Annotated in this window: 19 protein-coding genes and 1 other RNA gene; 6 read left to right on the forward strand and 14 right to left on the reverse strand. The window is 72.4% G+C overall.

The window, feature by feature from the left end; translation table 11 throughout:
* Positions 1-87 precede the first annotated feature (87 nt).
* From PHZ_RS04720 to ilvN, 8 genes are all read right to left on the reverse strand, one after another.
* Complete coding sequence (locus PHZ_RS04720) at positions 88-2,283, reverse strand: serine hydrolase domain-containing protein (protein ID WP_012521425.1); 2,196 nt, start codon at positions 2,281-2,283, stop codon at positions 88-90.
* Positions 2,284-2,360: 77 nt separating this feature from the next.
* Positions 2,361-3,116 carry a C13 family peptidase gene (locus tag PHZ_RS04725; protein ID WP_012521426.1) on the reverse strand — a complete coding sequence of 252 codons (756 nt, stop codon included), beginning with the start codon at positions 3,114-3,116 and terminating at the stop codon, positions 2,361-2,363.
* A 1-nt stretch (position 3,117) separates the two neighbouring features.
* A complete protein-coding gene (locus tag PHZ_RS04730; protein WP_012521427.1) occupies positions 3,118-3,588 on the reverse strand; it encodes a PaaI family thioesterase in 471 nt (156 codons plus the stop codon).
* A 7-nt stretch (positions 3,589-3,595) separates the two neighbouring features.
* Positions 3,596-4,087, reverse strand: a complete 492-nt coding sequence (locus tag PHZ_RS04735) for an SspB family protein (protein WP_012521428.1) — start codon at positions 4,085-4,087, stop codon at positions 3,596-3,598.
* Positions 4,088-4,214: 127 nt separating this feature from the next.
* Positions 4,215-4,580, reverse strand: a transfer-messenger RNA (tmRNA) gene (gene ssrA / locus PHZ_RS22040).
* A gap of 6 nt (positions 4,581-4,586) precedes the next feature.
* Positions 4,587-5,207, reverse strand: a complete 621-nt coding sequence (locus PHZ_RS04740) for a hypothetical protein (RefSeq protein WP_049758137.1) — start codon at positions 5,205-5,207, stop codon at positions 4,587-4,589.
* Entirely contained in the window at positions 5,207-5,506 is a 300-nt protein-coding gene (locus PHZ_RS21485; RefSeq protein ID WP_049758138.1) for a hypothetical protein, read from the reverse strand. Before PHZ_RS21485 ends, PHZ_RS04740 begins: the two co-directional genes overlap by 1 nt.
* A 72-nt stretch (positions 5,507-5,578) precedes the next feature.
* Positions 5,579-6,127, reverse strand: a complete 549-nt coding sequence (ilvN, locus tag PHZ_RS04745) for an acetolactate synthase small subunit (RefSeq protein ID WP_012521429.1) — start codon at positions 6,125-6,127, stop codon at positions 5,579-5,581.
* 335 nt (positions 6,128-6,462) lie between these two features.
* Here ilvN and PHZ_RS04750 point away from each other — a divergent pair, with 335 nt between their 5' ends.
* The 3 genes from PHZ_RS04750 (at position 6,463) to PHZ_RS04760 (ending at position 8,273) form a co-directional block, all read left to right on the forward strand.
* Entirely contained in the window at positions 6,463-7,503 is a 1,041-nt protein-coding gene (locus tag PHZ_RS04750) for a hypothetical protein (RefSeq protein ID WP_012521430.1), read from the forward strand.
* Positions 7,504-7,552: 49 nt separating this feature from the next.
* Positions 7,553-7,870, forward strand: coding sequence for a DUF6665 family protein (locus PHZ_RS04755; protein ID WP_012521431.1), 318 nt, complete (start codon positions 7,553-7,555; stop codon positions 7,868-7,870).
* A gap of 70 nt (positions 7,871-7,940) precedes the next feature.
* Entirely contained in the window at positions 7,941-8,273 is a 333-nt protein-coding gene (locus tag PHZ_RS04760) for a DUF6665 family protein (protein WP_012521432.1), read from the forward strand.
* Here PHZ_RS04760 and ybaK read toward each other — a convergent pair.
* From ybaK to miaA, 4 genes are all read right to left on the reverse strand, one after another.
* On the reverse strand, positions 8,270-8,743 hold the full coding sequence (gene ybaK, locus PHZ_RS04765; RefSeq protein WP_012521433.1) for a Cys-tRNA(Pro) deacylase: 474 nt from the start codon (positions 8,741-8,743) through the stop codon (positions 8,270-8,272). The genes PHZ_RS04760 and ybaK overlap by 4 nt on opposite strands.
* Positions 8,731-9,705 (reverse strand): tetratricopeptide repeat protein, encoded by a 975-nt coding sequence (locus PHZ_RS04770; protein ID WP_049758140.1) that lies wholly within the window; start codon positions 9,703-9,705, stop codon positions 8,731-8,733. Before PHZ_RS04770 ends, ybaK begins: the two co-directional genes overlap by 13 nt.
* Positions 9,702-11,492 carry an acetolactate synthase 3 large subunit gene (locus tag PHZ_RS04775; protein ID WP_041373189.1) on the reverse strand — a complete coding sequence of 597 codons (1,791 nt, stop codon included), beginning with the start codon at positions 11,490-11,492 and terminating at the stop codon, positions 9,702-9,704. The genes PHZ_RS04770 and PHZ_RS04775 overlap by 4 nt, the downstream gene beginning before the upstream one ends.
* A gap of 190 nt (positions 11,493-11,682) precedes the next feature.
* Positions 11,683-12,606, reverse strand: coding sequence for a tRNA (adenosine(37)-N6)-dimethylallyltransferase MiaA (miaA, locus tag PHZ_RS04780; protein WP_012521436.1), 924 nt, complete (start codon positions 12,604-12,606; stop codon positions 11,683-11,685).
* Here miaA and serB point away from each other — a divergent pair.
* Positions 12,605-13,474, forward strand: coding sequence for a phosphoserine phosphatase SerB (gene serB, locus PHZ_RS04785; protein ID WP_012521437.1), 870 nt, complete (start codon positions 12,605-12,607; stop codon positions 13,472-13,474). The genes miaA and serB overlap by 2 nt on opposite strands.
* Positions 13,475-13,522: 48 nt before the next feature.
* The gene (locus tag PHZ_RS04790) at positions 13,523-14,191 is read left to right on the forward strand and encodes an HAD family hydrolase (RefSeq protein WP_012521438.1); all 669 of its coding nucleotides are present in this window, start codon (positions 13,523-13,525) and stop codon (positions 14,189-14,191) included.
* Positions 14,192-14,309: 118 nt separating this feature from the next.
* On the opposite strand, the gene hflC is transcribed toward PHZ_RS04790, so the two are convergent.
* Both hflC and hflK read right to left on the reverse strand, forming a co-directional pair.
* Positions 14,310-15,203 carry a protease modulator HflC gene (hflC, locus tag PHZ_RS04795; protein WP_012521439.1) on the reverse strand — a complete coding sequence of 298 codons (894 nt, stop codon included), beginning with the start codon at positions 15,201-15,203 and terminating at the stop codon, positions 14,310-14,312.
* Positions 15,200-16,345, reverse strand: a complete 1,146-nt coding sequence (hflK, locus tag PHZ_RS04800; RefSeq protein ID WP_012521440.1) for an FtsH protease activity modulator HflK — start codon at positions 16,343-16,345, stop codon at positions 15,200-15,202. Before hflK ends, hflC begins: the two co-directional genes overlap by 4 nt.
* Before the next feature lie 126 nt (positions 16,346-16,471).
* On the opposite strand from hflK, the gene PHZ_RS04805 reads away from it, so the two are divergent.
* Positions 16,472-17,572 carry an Mrp/NBP35 family ATP-binding protein gene (locus tag PHZ_RS04805; RefSeq protein WP_012521441.1) on the forward strand — a complete coding sequence of 367 codons (1,101 nt, stop codon included), beginning with the start codon at positions 16,472-16,474 and terminating at the stop codon, positions 17,570-17,572.
* Positions 17,573-17,580 lie beyond the last annotated feature (8 nt).

Below are 17,580 nucleotides of genomic sequence, written 5' to 3' on the forward strand. Positions count from 1 at the left end.
CCAACTCCGGAGGGCGCGCGGCAAATCATTCCCGCCCTCCACTAGGCAGGAATTACCCAGTCGTTGGTAAACGCGGGTTTAAGGAGTTCAGCCGCTCCAGGGGGACAGGAGGCCCCAGAGGCCCAGCACCACCGAGAAAGCGGCATAGACCAGCACAGTGACGGTGAAGAACGCCTTGCGGGTCCCGGTCCACGATTCGACCCGCCGGCCGCCCTGCCAGACCGCCGGCAGCGCGGCCGCGGTGACCAGGGTCAGGGCCGCGGCGACGAGGGCGCAGGCCGATGCGGTGATCAGCAGAGCCCCCGGCCAGTCGAAGAACACCTTGGCGAGGTCGGCCGTCTGCATGCCCCACGCCGCCAGCAGGGCGAAGGCGGCGAGCCACAGCCCGGCCTGGATGTTCTGGGTGAGCGCGGCCCGCGCCTGGATCTGGCTTTCGCGGAAGTCGCGCCGGTTGCGCAGGAAGACGCCCAGCAGGGTCGCGATGGCGGCCAGGCCGGTCAGGCCCGCCAGGGCGCCCAGGAGCAGCGGGTGCATCCACCAGGCCGCCCGCTGCATCTGGGCGGCGTTGAAGGCGTCGCGGAAGCTGACGGCGCGGCCGTTCTTCATCCGGAAGGCCAGCCGCTCGTCGCCGTCGGCGGCGATGAACCGGCCCTCGCGGACCGGGCCTTCCGGGACCCAGGTCCGCAGCTCGTCGCCCGAGCCGGTGACCAGCCGGCCCTCCGGCGTCACGCGCGCCTGCGTCCCGCCGATCATCAGGCCGACGAAGCCCTCCAGCCCGCCATGGGCCCGGCGGCTGGTGACGTAGTAGCCCTCGAACGCCCCGCGGGCCGCCAGCAGCTCGGCCGAGCCGGGGCGCGGGAACGTCACCGGGGCGGCGTAGAACTGGCGCACGACGGCCTCGGCGAACCGGCCGCTCAGCTCGTGGCCGTCGTCGCTGTTGGTCGTGATGAAGACGCCGAGGCCCAGCTGCGGCGCCACCACCATGCTGGAATGGAAGGCGATGGTCGCCCCGTCGTGGCCGTAGCCGCGATAGCCCCCCGGCAGACCGTAGACGATGAAGCCGTGGGCCCAGCCGTTGATCCCCGGCGCGGTGGCCTGGATCGGCTGGCGGAACGCCCGCGCCGCGCGGGGGCCGTAGATGGTCGCGCCATTCCAGGATCCGTCGCCCAGCAGCGCCAGCATGTAGCGCGCCATGTCGCCGGCGGTCGACGAGGCCGACCCGGCCGGGGCGATCTGGCCGATGTACTCGTAGGGACGCACCTTGAAGGCTCCGCCGCGCCACCAATAGCCGCGGGCCACGTCGTCCTGCAGGTCCGCCGGCATCGGCGCGGGCAGGCCGCGCCGCTCGGGACGCGGCTCGCGGAACGTGGTGCGGCTCATGCCCAGCGGCGTGAGCAGCTCGTCCTCGACCAGGTCCTCGAACGGCTTGCGGTTGAGGTTGGCGACCGCCAGTCCCGCCAGCCCCGTGCCGTAGTTGGAGTAGCTGGACGCCACGCCCGACGCGCGCACGCGCCGGGGCCGCTCCTGCCGCAGGTAGAGGTCGAGGGGGCGGATGCGGTCGGCGTCGCGTTCGAAGAGCTGGCCCATGGCCCGGTCCTCGAAGCCCGGCGAGTGGTCCATCAGGGTCTTCAGGGTGACCGGCCGGCGGTAGCCCTCGCCGCGCACCCGGGTCTTCTCGGGCAGGTAGCGGTTGATCGGCTGGTCGAGCGCCATCCGCCCCCTCTCGACCTCGTTCATCGCCAGGATCCAGGTGAAGGTCTTGGAGATCGAGCCGATGCGGAACAGCGTCCGGTCGGGGTCCACGGCCTTTCGCGGGTTGAGGTCGGCGAAGCCGTAGCCCTTCTTCAGGACCACCCGGCCGTTCTGGACGATCGAGACCGCCGCCCCGGCGACATGCTCGCGGGCCATGGCGTCGCGCACCCAGCCGTCGACGAAGGCCTCCAGCTCGGCGGTGGGAATGGTCTCGCCCGGCGACAGCCGCGCGCCGGTGGCCTGGACGGGCAGGCCGGGGACCACGTCCGCCGCTCCGGCGACGGCGGGCGCCGCGGGCTGGGCGGCGGCCGCCTGGCCCGCGACGGATTGCGGGGCGGTCGCCTGCGGGCGCGCCTTGGGCTGGGGCCGTTTCGGACGGATCTGGGTGTAGGGGACCGGCGCGTCGGGCAGGGCGGCGGCGGCGATCGCCGGCGGCGGGGATGACGAGGGCTCGGCCTCCTGCGCGGCCGCGGCGGGGCCGAGGATGAGCATCGCCAGGCCCGCGAGGGCCGTCTTCAGTCCGCACCGCATGGAGAGCTCCCCAACCTCCACCCCACCATCGATCCGGTTGTAGGGCGGAAAGACGAGTCTCTCAAAGCGGGGCCATGCTAGGGGAAGCCGTAGAGAGGCAGGATGGGCCGCAGTTCGGCGCCGACATAGACCTGCGGCTCGGACGGCGGGCTGACCTTCTCGGCGATCTCGCGCCGCCGGACGCAGTCGCGGACCGAGGCGCCCAGGGCCGAGAAGTCGGGCGACTTCGGCATCGCCTGCAGGAAGCACTCGTCGAAGAAGGGATAGCGGTCGCTCTCGCCGCAGCCGAACGAGGTGCGGTCGGGGCGGGCGGCGGTCAGGACCATGCGGTTGGCCGCGGCGAGCTGCGGCACGAACACGCCCGAGAAGCAGGCCGAGATCACCACGATGGTCGGGCGCCGGCCGCAGGTGCGGTCCAGCATGGCGGCCAGGACGCTGGGCGCCAGCATGCCCTTGCCGACGATCGCGCCCTTCGGCGTGCCGTGGCTGGTCACGTAGAAGAGGCAGCCTCCCGTCGCCTTGCCCGTCAGCTCGGCCATGGCGCCGTAGATGTTCTCGATGTCGGACGGTTCGGGACGGGTCGCCGCGTCCTGTTCGGGGCGGGTGGAGAACTGGCGCAGGTTCTGCGGCTCGAAGCCCACCCGGCCCAGCGCCCGGGCGACGTCGCGGCGGGCGTTGTCGAAGGCCTCGGTCGGGCCGCCGCCCGACCCCTGCCAGTCGCCGGCGATGACCACCGCCGTCCAGTCCGAGAACGGCCCGGCGCGGGCGGGGACGCTCGCGAGCGCGAGCAGCAGGCCCGCGATCACGAGGATCAGGCGGGCCGGCCGGCGCATCTCACTTCTTGTAGCTGGCGAAGGGCGTCGGCAGCGCCGTGCCCGTGGCCTTGGCGAGCAGCCGCCCCTCGGGGTCGTAGAGCTCGCCCTCGGTGAAGGCGACCTGCCGGCCCCACTTCACCACCTTCCCGATCCCCCGGATCTTCCCGGGCATGCCGGGCCGGAAGAAGCTGGTCTTCATCTCGAGCGTCGGGGCGACGGCGGTCATGCCGGACGCCACCATGCAGGCCACGCTCATGCATTCGTCCAGCATGGCGCAGAGGTAGCCGCCCTGGATCTGGCGCATGGGGTTGAGCAGCAGCTCGGCCCGCGCTTCGAACTCCACCTCGACCGAGCGGTCGGCCTGGCTGACGCCCGTCAGCCGGAACCCCAGCGTCTGGGAGCCGGTCGGCTGGTTCTTGCTGCGCTGGAAGCGCTCGAGAATGGCCTCGTCGGTGAGAGCCTGCGGCTCGGGGCTCGCGACGTCGCTCATCCGGCGCTCATTTCTTGCGGAACTGGTCCAGGGAGACGATCTTCGCCTCGCCCTCGGCGGGCGGGGCGGCGTCGGGAACGGCCTTCGGCTCCGGCGCGGCGGCGGCCGGCGCGGTCTGGACCGCCGGCGGCGGCTCGAACTGCAGCAGGAACTGCACCGAGGGATCGTAGAACCGGGTCACCGCCGCATAGGGGATCGACAGCCGCTTGGGCTGGCCGCCGAACTGCAGGGTCACCGAGAAGAACGTCTCGCCGGGGGCGAGATCCCAGTACTGGTGCTGCAGGACGATGGTCATCTCGTCCGGGTACTTCGAGAGCAGGTCGGCGGGACCCGAGACGCCCGCCGCGTCAGTCTTGAAGGTGATGTAGAAATGGTGCGCCCCGGGCAGGCCCTCGGGCGCGGCGGCGCGCTTCAGCGCGGCCTTCACCACCCCCCGCAGCGCGTCCTGCGCGAGGGCCTCGTAGTTCATCAGATCCTGGGCCGGCGGGTCCTGGGCCATGGGTACTCCGAAACAATGCGCGATAGTTAGCGCCTGCGGTAAGGCGCGCAAGGCGCGAAGCGCCCCGGCGTGGAAATCTCACGATGCGGAGAATGAGGGCGGAGGAAGGGAGCGTGGCTCGGAATGAGGTGGTGGGGTTCTGTTGCCAGGCCCCCACCGGGCCCCGCCTAAGGATCTGAACCCCTAGGGCTTAGGTCGGATTTCTACCGGACCGCATTACGCGGCCAGGCGGACTTCCTCAGCGAAGTTATCGTTCGCATTTAGTTTAATGACCCGAAACGGTGGGTCAGGCCGGGAGAAAGCAACGCCTTTACACGTCTGTCGATGCTGATCGGCCCCGCACTTTTCCGGCGATAACCCGGAGGAAGATCTTGGTGGAGCCGCCGGGAATCGCACCCGGGTCCAGTCCGCTTATTTCGCGCGCGTTTATCCCCATAGTCGGGCGAACCCGACGCTGATGAATATAGGGCAGGCGGACGGGGATTTGAAGGACCGGCTCTCAATTCGGCGTGGGCGAGGGCGCTTCCGCTGTCTCGGGTTCCGGGATCAGCTCCTGGCCGGGCGGGCGGAAGCGGCTGCGTGGGTCGGGCCGCAGGCGCCCGCCGCTCTCGATCAGCTCGCGATAGGCCTGCCGCGGCATGCTGAAGTCGGCCTTGCCGCGGAACACCACGTCGAAGCGCGGATCGTGCCCCAGCCCCGCGCCGAGCACGGCCTCCAGCACCTCGGCCGCCTCGCCCACCTCGGCGGGATCGCAGGCCCGGCGGACGGTCCGGGCGCCGTCCGCGGTCAGCAGCGTCAGGTCGTAGGCTGTCCCCTCGACGCACACCGCCTCGGCAGCGCCCGCCTCGGCCACCCGCACGTCGCGCGGCGACTTCCAGACCCAGTGGTCGCGCAGCACCCGGAAGCGCTCGGCCGAGCCATCCGGCAGCTCGCGGTCGAAGCCCAGCCGCCGGGCGATGCCGGCCTCGCAGCAGGCCAGCCCCGCGCGGCCCTGCACGAAGACCTCCCCGTCGCCGCGCACCGACACGCGAGTGACGGTCTGGCGCACGCTGGTCGTCGGCCGCGTCCAGACCTCGAGGATCATCTCGTCGCCGCGCAGCAACTGCCACTGCAGCGGCATCAGCCCCCACAGCCGGTAGGTCGAGGCGTCGATGCCGTTGTCGATGGTCGGCAGGCGCTCCCGCGCCGGATCCGGCGGCCGCCGAACGGGTCGGCCGCCTCGTCGGGCCGCGGCCGCTTGTCGTCCCACCAGCTCTGCGGGTCGGGCGGCGGGAAGGGCCAGACCTCGGCCTCGTAGGGCGGCGTCCCCTCGGGCGGGCCGATCTGGGCTGGCTGGCGGCGGAAGAGGAACTGGGCGTCGGCCGGCGTCGCGATCGCGACGAGCATCAGGGCCGGGATCGCATGGCGGATGGACGGCAAGCGGACCTCTCCTGCTCACGCCCCCCGCGTCAAAGAGCCTAGCGCCGGCCCCTGTTCCTTTGAAGGCGTTCCCTAAAAGACGTCGACGCCGCGCTGGATCGAGAGCACGCCGGTGCGCGAGACCTCCACCAGGCCCAGCGGCCGCATCAGGTCCACGAACTTGTCGATCTTCGCCGGCGCGCCGGTCAGCTCGAAGACGAAGCTCTCGTGGGTGGTGTCGATCACCTTCGCCCGGAAGATGTCGGAGACGCGCAGGGCCTCGACCCGCTCGGCGCCGGTCCCCTTCACCTTCACGAGGGCCAGCTCGCGCTCCAGGCCGTTCGGGTCCTTCGTCACGTCCTGGACGTGGCGGGTGGAGACCATCTTCTGCAGCTGGGCCTCGATCTGGCCCAGCACCTGGGGCGTGCCGCGGGTGACGATGGTGATCCGGCTGGTGTGCGCGTTGCGGTCGGTCTCGGCGACGGTGAGGCTTTCGATGTTGTAGCCGCGGGCGGCGAACAGCCCGACCACGCGGTGCAGCACGCCCGGCTCGTTGTCCACCAGCACGGCGAAGGTGGCCGTGTTCTCGGGGACCTCCTCGTGGGCCAGGTCGTAGACGGAGGCGGGCTGGGCGTCGGACATCGGGCGGGCTCCTCGTGGCCGAGGAGGTGTCACAGGACGGCGGCCGCCGCAACCGCCGTGTCCTTCCGGCCACAGCCGATTAACCATGGCGTGCGGCCTGCAACCGCGGCCTTGCACGCGGCCATCGGATCGTGAGAGACGGTCCGCTCCTCGAACGAGAGTCACCGAATGACGACGCGCGACCTCATCGCCAGCGAGACCTGCACCCGCCCCTGGGCCGGGGCGGCTGACGCTGACGTGCGCGCCGGTTCGGATCCGGGCGCGATCCTCAAGACAAACGCCTGACGCGGACGCTCCCGGGAGGAGGTCCGCAAGAGACCTCCGGGAGCTTCCAGATGTTCATCTCCATCCAGGGTTCGGGCCCTGCCAGGACCGGGACCAAAACCGGCGCCAGGACCCAGCCGACGTCGCTCCTCAGGCTGGTGGCCGGGGAGTTCGCCGCGCGCGTCGCCGCCGTCTGGCCCGAGCCGCACACCGCCTTCCTCACCGCGCCGGCGGCCCGGCGCCACCTCGTCTGCCTCGGCTTCGCCGTGGGCGCGGACGTCCGGGCGCTCGCCGCGGCGATCCTCGGCGCGCGGCTGCGCCACGTGATCCCGTCGGTGGTCGCCGCCGCGCCCGCCGGGCTCGAGCGCGTGCTGGGCCGCCTGGGCGAGATCGCCTGGGACGCCGAGGCCTACCGCCTGCTGCTCACCCTGCTGGCCCGGCCCGCGCCGGCCAAGGCGCTGCGCCACGCGCCCGCCGTCGACGTCGAGCTGGTCCGTCGCCTCGCCGAGCTGCCGGCGCCGATGGAGGAGGCCGTCCGCCTCGCCCGCGAACTCACGCCCGAGGGCTTCGCCGTCCTGTGCGAGGCCTACGAGGCGCTGCGCTTCCGCGACGGCGTCAACGCGGCCGAGGCCGCCGCGGCGGGCTGGGCGCGGGCGGGATCGGTGCGGGCCCTGTTCGAGGCGGTGCGGGACGACCTCACCCCCGAGCCGTGCGCTCCGCCGCATCCCGGCACGGCGCGGCTGGCGCCGCTCGCGACCAAGGCGGCGCTGCGCGAGGCGGCCCGGCGGTACCGCAACTGCCTGGCCGACCGGATGCCCCACGCGGCGTCCGGCTGGTCGGCCTTCTACGAGTGGGCCGGTCCGCCGGGCGTGGTGCTGGAGGTCGCCCGCGACCACGTCTTCGGCTGGCGGCTGGAGGAGGCCCGGCTGGCCGACAACCGCGCCGTTCCCGATCCCGTGCGCGACGAGATCATGGCCGATCTCGCGCTCATGGGCGTGCACGTGGGCCGCAGCGGCTGGCAGCTCGACCGGCTGCTGCGCGAGGACGTCGGCCGGGGCTACCGCCTCTGGCCGGTGGAGGCCGACGTGGCCGAGGCGTTCGGCGAAGGCTGACGCTTCGGTCCCGCTTGCCAGGAGGACATTGGCCGCCAACATGCGGCCGATGTCCTCGCTGCGCCCGCCCCAGAGCCTGACGAGCCGCCTCGGCGTCGACACCGGCGAGGCGGTGCTCCGCTACGAGCTCCTGGAGGAGCAGGCGGTCTCGCTCGGCCGCGCCGGCCGCAAGATGGAGGCGGCGCTCGCGGTCCTGCGCGACCTCGAGCAGGGAGGCGAGGGCCGGGCCGAGGCGCTCAAGGCCGCGGCCGACGCGGTGTGGGCCTTCCTGGTCCAGCGCGAGGTGCTGGGCCTGCGCGACCGGGCCGCCGTCGTCGCCCAGTACGCCATCCCCCGCGAGGTCCTGAACCGGCTCGGGGTCAAATAGGCGCGAGCGGCGACTCTAGGCCGCGTAACGGTGGTATCATCGCCCCACCTCAGAGAGCCAAGGAGGCGGCATGTCCCCGCTCCGTATGCCTCAGCGCCTCGCCGAAAGCCCGCAGGTCGACACGGGCGAGGCCGTCCTCAGGTTCGAACTCCTGGAAAACCTCGACGCCGGCCTTCGGCGCTGCGAGTGGCGCGTGCAGGCGGCGCTGGCCGAGCTGCGCGAGCACGACGCGGACGGGGCGGATGATCCCGACCAGCGCGCGCGCCTCCTGGCCGAGGCCGCCGATGCGGTCTGGGCGCTGGTGGTCCAGCACGAAGCCTGCGACTGCGCCGATCACGAGGGGCTGATCCGCCGCTACGCCATCCCCCACGAGGTGCTCGCCCGCATCGGCGCGGCCCACTAGGCGCTGACGGCCGCGACCTTGGCCTGCAGCACGCGGACGATCTCGGCCGGCGCGAGCCTCGCCTGCAGGCCGCGCTGGCCGCCGTTCACATAGACGCGCGGCTTCTCCAGGGCGGCGGCGTCCAGCACGACCGGCGCGCGGCGCTTCTGGCCGAAGGGGCTGACGCCGCCGACCCGGTAGCCGGTGATCCGCTCGGCGTCGGCCGGCTTCATCATCTCGGCGGCCTTGGCGTCCAGGGCAGCCGCCAGCTTCTTCATCGACACCTCGCGGTCCGAGGCCAGGATCACGCAGGCGGGCTTGCCGTCGGCCACGACCATGAGGGTCTTCAGCACCTGGTCCGGTGGGACCCCGAGCGCCTCGGCGGCCTGCAGCCCGACCCGCTCGGCGTGCGGGTCGTAGGCGTAGGTGGCGAGCTCATGGGCGACGCCCGCCGCGTCCAACGCGCGGGTCGCGGGGGTCACGAGCGCCATGCCGCCAGCGCCTCCCGCACCTGCGCCGCGACCGGCGCCCACTGGCCGGGGGCCGGCTGCCGGAACAGCCTCGCCGTTGGATACCAGGGGCTGTCCGTGCGCCCCGTCATCCAGCGCCAGTCGGCGGCGTAGGGCAGCAGGATCCAGACCGGCCGGCCCAGCGCCCCGGCGAGGTGCGCCACCGCGGTGTCGATGCTGACCACCAGGTCCAGGCGCTCCAGGATCGCGGCGGTGTCGGCGAAGTCGCGGGCGCCGGTGTCCTGCGGGCTCAGGCTGCGCAGGCCAAGGCCGAGCAAGGCGCGCACGTCGGGTTCGGGCAGGCTCTTGCTGCGCGCCGCCGCCCCCGTGGCGCTGGCCTCCCAGGCCAGGCCCACGCCGGACCAGCCGCTCCAGCGCTCGCGCCGGTCCGCGGGCGCGGCGAGGTAGGGCGCGCCCGGCAGGGTCTCGAGCGTCACGCCCAGCCGCCCCGGCAGCGAGAAGTAGCGCGTCCAGTAGTCGTGCCGCGGCACCTCCACCGAGCCGCCGGCGTCGATGGCGATCAGCCGGTCGGCCAGGGGGGCGAACAGCGCCGCGAGCGCGGTCCGGCACCCCAGGGTGACGCTGGCGCCCTGGGCCCGCAGCGCCGCCACGAAGCGCGCCATCATGATCTGGTCGCCGAAGCCCTGCTCGACCCATACGAGGATCGACTTGCCGGCCAGCGGCTCGCCGCGCCACTCGGGGTAGGACGCCGTCACCGGCGGCACCAGGTCGGGGGCGGCGCCGGCGCGCGCCTCCAGCAGCGGCCAGGCCTGCGCGAACGCGCCGCGCGCCAGCAGGGCGTAGGCGAGGCCCACGCGCGCCAGGTCGCTGCCTGGCCGCAGGGTCAGCGCCCGGTTCAGGCTCTCCTCGGACTCGCGGTAGCGGCCCTCGCCCTGCTGCCGCCGGGCGAGGGCGACCAGCGCCTCGTACGCGTCCAGGCTCACACCAGCCGCTTGCCCGCGTCGTCGATGATCGAGCCCAGGTCGCGGGATTCCTCGGCCATGATCATCTCGTTGTGCGCCTTGCCCGAGGGGATCATCGGGAAGCAGTTCTCTTCCTTGGTCACCCGGCAGTCGAAGATCACCGGCTTGCGCACGTCGATCATCTCGCGGATCGCGTCGTCCAGTTCGTCGGGGTGCTCGGCGCGCAGGCCGACGCAGCCGTAGGCCTCGGCCAGCTTCACGAAGTCGGGCAGGCTGGCCGAATACGAGTGCGAGTAGCGCTCGCCGTGCAGCAGCTGCTGCCACTGGCGCACCATCCCCATCCACTCGTTGTTGAGGATGAAGATCTTGATCGGCAGGTCGTACTGAACCGCCGTCGACATCTCCTGCATGGTCATCTGCACGCTGGCGTCGCCTGCGATGTCGATGACCAGGCTGTCCGGATGGGCGATCTGCACGCCCACCGCGGCCGGCAGGCCGTAGCCCATGGTGCCGAGCCCGCCCGAGGTCATCCAGCGGTTCGGCTCGTCGAAGTGGTAGAACTGGGCCGCCCACATCTGGTGCTGGCCGACTTCGGTGGTGACGTAGGTGTCCCGGTCCTTGGTCAGCTCGTAGAGGCGCTGGATGGCGTGCTGCGGCTTGATGAGCTTGGAATCCGGCCGGTAGCGGAAGGAATCGCGCGCCCGCCAGGCCTCGATCTCGCGCCACCAGTCGGCGACCGCGGCCTTGTCCAGCTTCAGGTTCCGCTGCTTCCAGGCGCCGATCAGGTCCTCGAGCACGCTGGCCGCGTCGCCGACGATGCCGACGTCGACGCGCACGTTCTTGCCGATCGAGCTGGCGTCCACGTCGATGTGGATCTTCCGGCTGGTGGGGGCGAAGGCGTCCAGGCGGCCGGTCACCCGGTCGTCGAAGCGCGCGCCGATGGCCACCATGACGTCGCAGTCGTGCATGGCGTTGTTGGCCTCGAACGAGCCGTGCATGCCCACCATGCCCAGCCACTGCGGGCTGGAGGCGGGGAAGGCGCCCAGGCCCATCAGGGTCGAGGTGACCGGCGCGCCGGTCAGGGCCGCCAGCTCGCGCACCAGCTCGGCGGCGCGGGGACCGGAATTGATGACGCCGCCGCCCGTGTAGAGGATCGGCCGCCGCGCCTTGGCCAGCAGCGCCACGGCCTCGGCGATCTTCGACGGCTCGCCCTTCGTGCGGGGGGCGTAGTTGTGGGCGTGGGTCACCTCGGCGGGGCCGCGGTAGGCGCCCTTGGCGAACTGCACGTCCTTGGGGATGTCGATGACCACCGGCCCCGGCCGGCCCGAGGTGGCGATGTGGAACGCCTCGTGGATGATCCGCGGCAGGTCCTCGACCGACTTCACCAGGTAGTTGTGCTTGGTGCAGGGCCGGGTGATGCCGATGGTGTCGCATTCCTGGAAGGCGTCGGTGCCGATCAGGTGGGTGGCGACCTGGCCGGTAATGACGACCATCGGGATGGAGTCCATCAGGGCGTCGACGATGCCGGTGACCGCATTGGTCGCGCCGGGGCCCGAAGTCACCAGGACGACGCCGGGCTTGCCGGTCGAGCGGGCGTAGCCCTCGGCCGCGTGGGTCGCGCCCTGCTCGTGGCGCACCAGCACGTGCCGCAGGCGCGGCTCGGCGAACAGCGCGTCGTAGATCGGCAGGACCGCCCCGCCGGGATAGCCGAACAGCACCTCCACGCCCTGGTCGATCAGGGCGCGCACCACGATCTCGGCGCCCGAGATGGTGTCCTGCTGGGCTTCGATCGTCTGGTGGGCGGTCATGGTCGGACCTTTCGGGGGAGGGGCTCTGGACGTGAGGACAATAAAAAAGGCCCGCAAGGGGCCTGGAACGAGCGACCGGTCGGTGCTGACGCCTATCGTCAGTCCGTTGTCGGCCGCCCGGTGAGTACAAGGATGTCGTTGCGCACGTAACTACCCTGGAGAGACTGCAAAGTGCATTCGCATTTCGCGTTCAGGGCGTCAAGCCGGGTTCCTGCGCAAGAAACTGCCTCCACTGGCCCTCGTGGTCATCTGCCGTCAGGCGCGGCCAGCCGGCCATCTGGCCCCGCATCCAGGTGATCTGGCGCTTGGCGTAGCGGCGGGTCTCCTGCTGCGCCGCCTCCACCGCCGCCTCCAGGGAGGTCTCGCCGCGCAGGTGGGCGGCGAATTCGCGCACCCCGACGGCCTTCATGGCGGGCAGGGCGGGATCGAGGTTCCGCGCGATCAGGGCGCGCACCTCCTCCAGCGCCCCCTCGCGGACCATGGCGTGCAGCCGCGCGTCGCAGCGGGCGTAGAGCGCCGGCCGGGGCGGCTCCAGGGCCACGGCGCTCCAGTCCGCGATGGCCGGTGCGCCGGTGCGCTGCAGGTCGCTGAGCGCCTGCCCCGTCGCGGCGAACACCTCCCAGGCGCGGCAGAGGCGCTGGCGGTCGCCCGGGGCGATGCGGGCGGCGGCGGCGGGGTCGACCTCGGCCAGCCGGGTGCGGAAGGCCGCCTCGCCCATCCGCTCGAAGTCGGCGGCGGCCTTGGCCCGGACGTCGGCCGGGACCTCGGGGATCTCGGCCAGGCCCTGTGTCAGCGCCCGGAAGTACAGCCCCGTGCCGCCCACGACGACGACCGGGCGGCCGCGGCCGCGGATGTCCGCGATGACCTCGCTCGCCGCCCGCAGCCATCGGCCCACCGACCAGCCGTCCGCCGGGTCGACGCTCCCGAACAGGTGGTGCGGCGCGCGGGCGGTCTCCTCGGGGCCGGGGCCGGCGGTCAGCACCCGCAGGCCCGCGTAGAGCTGCATGGAGTCGGCGTTGACGATCTCGGCCCCGCTCGCCTCGGCCAGCCGGAGCGCCAGCGCCGACTTGCCGCTTGCCGTGGGCCCGGCGATCAGCCAGATGCGGGGCTCCATGGAGCTTGTCCTTACACTCGTGGGCCGCGACGCCCCCGCCGCGGCCGAAGCGCTCGCAGCCGCCGGCCTTCCCGTCAAGTCGCCCCGGCCGCTGGGCCCGGACGCCCTCGACGCCTCGCTCACCGGCGACCTGAAGACCCTGCGCGCCGCCGCCTCGGAGGCGCTCGCGGACCTCGCCGTCGACGCCTGCCTCCAGCGCGCCGAGGGTCGCCGCAAGCGGCTGTTCGTGGCCGACATGGACTCCACCATCATCGACGTCGAGTGCCTGGACGAACTGGCCGACTTCGCGGGCAGAAAGGCCGAGATCGCGGCCATCACCGAGCGGGCGATGCGCGGCGAGCTGGAGTTCGAGGGCGCCCTGCGCGAGCGGGTGGGCATGCTGGCCGGCCTCTCCGCCGAGGCGCTGCAGCAGGCCTATGACGAACGGGTCCGGCTCAATCCCGGCGCCCGCACCCTCGTCCGCACCATGGCCGCCAACGGGACGCGCTGCCTGCTGGTCTCGGGCGGCTTCACCTTCTTCACCAGCCGGGTGGCGCAGGCCGCGGGCTTCCACGACAACCGCGCCAACACCCTCATCGAGGAGGGCGGGCGCCTGACGGGGCGCGTGGGCGAGCCGATCCTCGGCAAGGCCGCCAAGCTCTCGGCCCTGCTGTCCGAGGCCGAGGCCCTGAGCCTGCCGCTGCACGAGACGATGGCGGTCGGCGACGGCGCCAACGACCTGGCGATGATCGAGGCCGCCGGCCTGGGGGTCGCCTATCGCGCCAAGCCGATCGTCGCGGCCCAGGCCGACGCCAAGGTGGACCACGCCGACCTGACCGCGCTGCTCTACTTCCAGGGCTACCGGGCCGACGAGTTCGTCACGGATTGAAACGGCAGGTGACTTGCCGCCCGGCCGAACCGGCTTAAATCCACGGGCATGGCCCTCCCGCGTCCCGTCAAAGCCGTCGTCTTCGACATGGACGGCCTGCTGGTGGACACCGAGACGGTCTACTGCGAGGCCCTGGTCGCCGAGTGCGCCCATATGGGCCACGAGCTGCCCGACGACGTCCTGAAGCGGATGATCGGGCACATCTGGCTGAACAGCGCGCTCGTGCTCACCGACCACTTCGGCCCGGGCTTCGACACCGATGCGCTGCGCGACGGCTCGACCCGGCGCTTCCGCGAGATCGTCCACGCCGGGGTGGCGCTCAAGGCCGGGGTGCTGGAGATGCTGGACCACCTGGACGCCCTCGGCCTGCCGCGGGCGATCGCCACCTCGTCGCGGCGCGAGGCGGTGGAGCACCACATCGGCGGCCACGGCCTGCTGGAGCGGTTCCACGCGGTGCTGGCCAACGGCGACTATCCGCGGCCCAAGCCGAACCCCGATCCCTATCTGCTGGCCGCCGAGCGGCTGGGCGTCGATCCGGCCGACTGCCTGGCCCTGGAGGACAGCCACAACGGCGTGCGCGCCGCCTCCGCCGCCGGCATGATGACGGTCATGGTCCCCGACATGCTGGACCCGACCGACGAGATGCACGCCCTGTGCGTCCGCATCGCCCGCGACCTGCACGAGGTCCGCGGCTTCCTGGCGCTCCAGGCGAGCTGAGGAAACGAAAAACCCCTCCCCGGACGGGCCGGAGAGGGGAAGGGGATTGCGGTAAGCAGTCAGATTACTTTCGTAATCCAACGTCAGGTTACGCGCGTAATCTCGCGGGTCAAGCGGCCTAGCGGCTGCCCGACGGGCCCCGCTCGAAGTAGCGGAAGAACGCGCTGTCCGGCGAGAGCACCATGGTGGTGTCCCCCTGGGCCAGGCTCGCCTCGTAGGCCTGCATCGAGCGCCAGAAGGCGGCGAACGACGGGTCGCGGCCGAAGCTCTGGGCGAAGATCCGGGTGCGCTGGGCGTCGCCCTCGCCTCGGGTGGTCTCGCCCAGCTCGCGGGCCTGGGCGAGGGTGATGGTCACCTCGCGGTCGGCCTGGGCGATGATCTCGCGCTTCTGCTGCTCGCCCTCGGCCCGGATGCGCGCGGCCTCCTGCTGACGCGAGGTCTGCATGCGGCGGAACACGGCCTCCTGGTTGCCGGCCGGGAAGTCGGCCCGGCGGATCCGCACGTCAATCACCTGGATGCCGAAGCGCGAGGCCTCGGCCCGGCGGGCGACGTCGTTGCGCGCGAGCTGCATCAGCCGGCCGCGGCCGCCCGAGATGATCTCGGTCTGGGGCGCCGAGCCCAGCACCTGGCGCAGGGACGAGTTCACCAGCCGCTCGATCCGGTCGGTGGCGGTGCGCTCGTCGCGCAGGGTCCGGTAGAAGGCCAGCGGATCCGAGATGCGGTAGCGGACGAAGGCGTCGACGACGAGCCGCTGCTGGTCGGCGGTGATGATCTCTTCCTGCTGGCTCTCGAGCGCCAGGTTCCGCCGGTCGAACTTGATCACGTTCTCCCAGAACGGGATCTTCGCGTTCAAGCCCGCGCCCGGCGCGTCCGGCGCGTTGACGACCCGCACGGGGTCGCCGAAGCGCAGCACGATCGCCTGCTCGCGCTGGTCGACGATGTAGAGGGTGTTGGCCAGCACCACGAGGGCGCCGATCCCGACGATCAGGTAGGTCCAGAGACGGCGGCTCATTGGGCGGCCTCCGTCTGCGGGACGGCCTGCGGCGCGGGCGCCTGCGGCTGGGTCCTGGGCCGGAACACGTCGGGCGGCAGGATGATCGGCGCGGAGGCGCCTTCGCTGTCGACGATCACCTTGTTCGAACGGGCGAGCACGCGCTGCATGGTCTCGATGTAGATCCGGTCCCGGGTGGCGCCCGGAGCGCGGCGGTATTCGTTCAGGATGGCGTTGAAGCGGGACGCATCGCCGGTGGCCTCGCGCACGGCCTGCTCGCGGTAGGCCTGGGCGGCCTGCACGATGCGCGCGGCGTCGCCCTTGGCCTCGTTGATCACCCGGTTGCGGTAGGTGTTGGCCTCGTTGACCGCCGACTCCTGGTCCTGCTGGGCGCTGACCACGTCGCGGAACGCCGCCAGCACCTGCTGCGGCGGGTTGGCCGAGCGGATCTGCACCTCGTCGATGCGCACGCCGGCGCCCCAGGAATCCAGGGTCCGCTGCATCAGTTCGGCCGCCTGCTGCTGCACCTGGCCGCGGCCGGTGGTGAGGATGTCCAGCAGGTTGGTGCGGCCGACGACCTCGCGCATGGCGCTCTCCGCCACCGCCTTCACCGAGCCTTCGGGGTCGCGGATGGTGAAGACGAAGCGGTCGGCGTCGGCGACGCGCCAGGTGACGCTGAATTGCAGGTCGATGATGTTCTCGTCGCCGGTGAGCATCAGGCTCTCTTCCGGCACCGCGCCGGCGGCGGCGCCGCCCACGTCCAGCCGCTGCAGGCTGGTGACCGGCACCTTCTGCACGCGCTCGATAGGAGCGGGCAGGTGGTAGCGCAGGCCGGGGCCCTCGTTGCGCGAATAGGCGCCGAAGGTGGTGACCACGGCCTCCTCGTTCGGCTGGACCACGTAGATCCCCGACAGCGCCCACAGGCCGAAGGCCGCGCCCACGACCGCGGCGATCGCGCCGGGCCGGACCCCGCCGCCGGGGCCGCCGCTGAAGAAGTCGCGCAGCCGCCGGCCCAGCCGGTCGAAGTTGGCGTTGAAGTCGGGGCCTTCGGGACGGCGGGGTCCGCCGCCGCGCGGGCGCTTGGGGGTGTTGTCTCGGCGGTCGCCGTCGCCGGACGGGGGCGAGCCCCACGGGCCGGGATTGGCGTTATCGTTCCAGGGCATCAGCCAGGTCGCGTCGTACTCAAGTGGGGCCTAGCGGTCCTCTGCTTAAAGCCCTGCATGGGCTTGTAAACCGGCGCTTCCAGCCGGATATGAGGCCCCTTCCCCGGCAAAGCAAGGCAAAGCGGCATGATCCAACCGGCGGGACCCGACAGGACGGTGGTGCTCGAGGCGCTGGATCGGGTGGCCGATCCGAGGTCCGGCCAGGGGCTGGCGGCGGCCGGCCTGGTGCGCGGCCTGGTGATCCGCGGGAGCCGCGCCGCCTTCATGCTGGAGGTCCCGGCGCAGGACATTCCGCTCTACGGGCCCGTTCGCGACGCCGCCGAGCGGGCGCTGGCCGCCGTCCCCGGCGTCGAGACCGCGCAGGTGGTGCTGACCGCCGAGGCCGACGCGCCGCAGCCAGTCGCCGTGCCCCGCCGCGCCCGCGTCTCCGAGGATCCCCAGGCCCGCCTGCAGCCCATGCCCGAGGCCCAGCGCCCGGCGCACGTGCGCAAGGTGATCGCGGTGGCCAGCGGCAAGGGCGGGGTCGGCAAGTCCACGGTTTCGGTCAACCTCGCCGCGGCCTTCGCGAAGATCGGCCTGCGGGCCGGGCTGCTCGACGCCGACGTCTACGGCCCCTCCGCCCCGCACATGCTGGGGGCCGAGGGCGAGCCCACCTTCGACGCCGAGAAGCGGCTGAACCCGCTGGAGGCCTGGGGCGTGAAGGTCATGTCCATCGGCTTCATCGTCGAGGAGGGACAGGCGGCCATCTGGCGCGGGCCGATGGCCTCGTCGGCCCTGCGCAGCCTGATGAACGCCAACTGGGGCACGGCGGCCGAGCCGCTGGACGTCCTGGTGGTCGACCTGCCGCCCGGCACCGGCGACATCCAGCTCACCCTCGTCCAGCGCCTGAAGCTGGACGGCGTGGTGGTGGTCTCGACCCCGCAGGAGATCGCCCTGATCGACGCCCGCCGCGCCGCGGCCATGTTCGAGAAGGTCGGGGCCCCGATCCTCGGCGTCGTGGAGAACATGGCCTGGTTCGAGAGCCCGACGGGCGAGCGCGTGCCGATCTTCGGCCAGGGCGGGGCGGCCGAGGAGGCCCGGCGCCTGGGGGTGCCGCTGCTGGCGGAGATTCCCATCGAGGTGGCCCTGCGCGAGGCCTGCGACGCCGGCCGGCCGCTGGTGGCGACCAGCCCCGACACGCCCGCCGCCTGGGCCTTCCTGCAGATGGCCGAGAAGCTCAGGCCCTAGAGCGAGGC

It is taken from the genome of Phenylobacterium zucineum HLK1 (assembly GCF_000017265.1).
Classification (GTDB): Bacteria; Pseudomonadota; Alphaproteobacteria; order Caulobacterales; family Caulobacteraceae; genus Phenylobacterium; species Phenylobacterium zucineum.

Excerpts from the sequence above, each read along its gene's own strand:
- PHZ_RS04720 (WP_012521425.1), bottom strand. The coding sequence starts at position 2,283 with ATGCGGTGCGGACTGAAGACGGCCCTCGCGGGCCTGGCGATGCTCATC.
- PHZ_RS04725 (WP_012521426.1), bottom strand. The coding sequence starts at position 3,116 with ATGCGCCGGCCGGCCCGCCTGATCCTCGTGATCGCGGGCCTGCTGCTC.
- PHZ_RS04730 (WP_012521427.1), bottom strand. The coding sequence starts at position 3,588 with ATGAGCGACGTCGCGAGCCCCGAGCCGCAGGCTCTCACCGACGAGGCC.
- PHZ_RS04735 (WP_012521428.1), bottom strand. The coding sequence starts at position 4,087 with ATGGCCCAGGACCCGCCGGCCCAGGATCTGATGAACTACGAGGCCCTC.
- PHZ_RS04740 (WP_049758137.1), bottom strand. The coding sequence starts at position 5,207 with ATGCCGCTGCAGTGGCAGTTGCTGCGCGGCGACGAGATGATCCTCGAG.
- ilvN (WP_012521429.1), bottom strand. The coding sequence starts at position 6,127 with ATGTCCGACGCCCAGCCCGCCTCCGTCTACGACCTGGCCCACGAGGAG.
- PHZ_RS04750 (WP_012521430.1), top strand. The coding sequence starts at position 6,463 with ATGTTCATCTCCATCCAGGGTTCGGGCCCTGCCAGGACCGGGACCAAA.
- PHZ_RS04755 (WP_012521431.1), top strand. The coding sequence starts at position 7,553 with ATGTCCTCGCTGCGCCCGCCCCAGAGCCTGACGAGCCGCCTCGGCGTC.
- PHZ_RS04760 (WP_012521432.1), top strand. The coding sequence starts at position 7,941 with ATGTCCCCGCTCCGTATGCCTCAGCGCCTCGCCGAAAGCCCGCAGGTC.
- ybaK (WP_012521433.1), bottom strand. The coding sequence starts at position 8,743 with ATGGCGCTCGTGACCCCCGCGACCCGCGCGTTGGACGCGGCGGGCGTC.
- PHZ_RS04775 (WP_041373189.1), bottom strand. The coding sequence starts at position 11,492 with ATGACCGCCCACCAGACGATCGAAGCCCAGCAGGACACCATCTCGGGC.
- serB (WP_012521437.1), top strand. The coding sequence starts at position 12,605 with ATGGAGCTTGTCCTTACACTCGTGGGCCGCGACGCCCCCGCCGCGGCC.
- miaA (WP_012521436.1), bottom strand. The coding sequence starts at position 12,606 with ATGGAGCCCCGCATCTGGCTGATCGCCGGGCCCACGGCAAGCGGCAAG.
- PHZ_RS04790 (WP_012521438.1), top strand. The coding sequence starts at position 13,523 with ATGGCCCTCCCGCGTCCCGTCAAAGCCGTCGTCTTCGACATGGACGGC.
- hflC (WP_012521439.1), bottom strand. The coding sequence starts at position 15,203 with ATGAGCCGCCGTCTCTGGACCTACCTGATCGTCGGGATCGGCGCCCTC.
- hflK (WP_012521440.1), bottom strand. The coding sequence starts at position 16,345 with ATGCCCTGGAACGATAACGCCAATCCCGGCCCGTGGGGCTCGCCCCCG.
- PHZ_RS04805 (WP_012521441.1), top strand. The coding sequence starts at position 16,472 with ATGATCCAACCGGCGGGACCCGACAGGACGGTGGTGCTCGAGGCGCTG.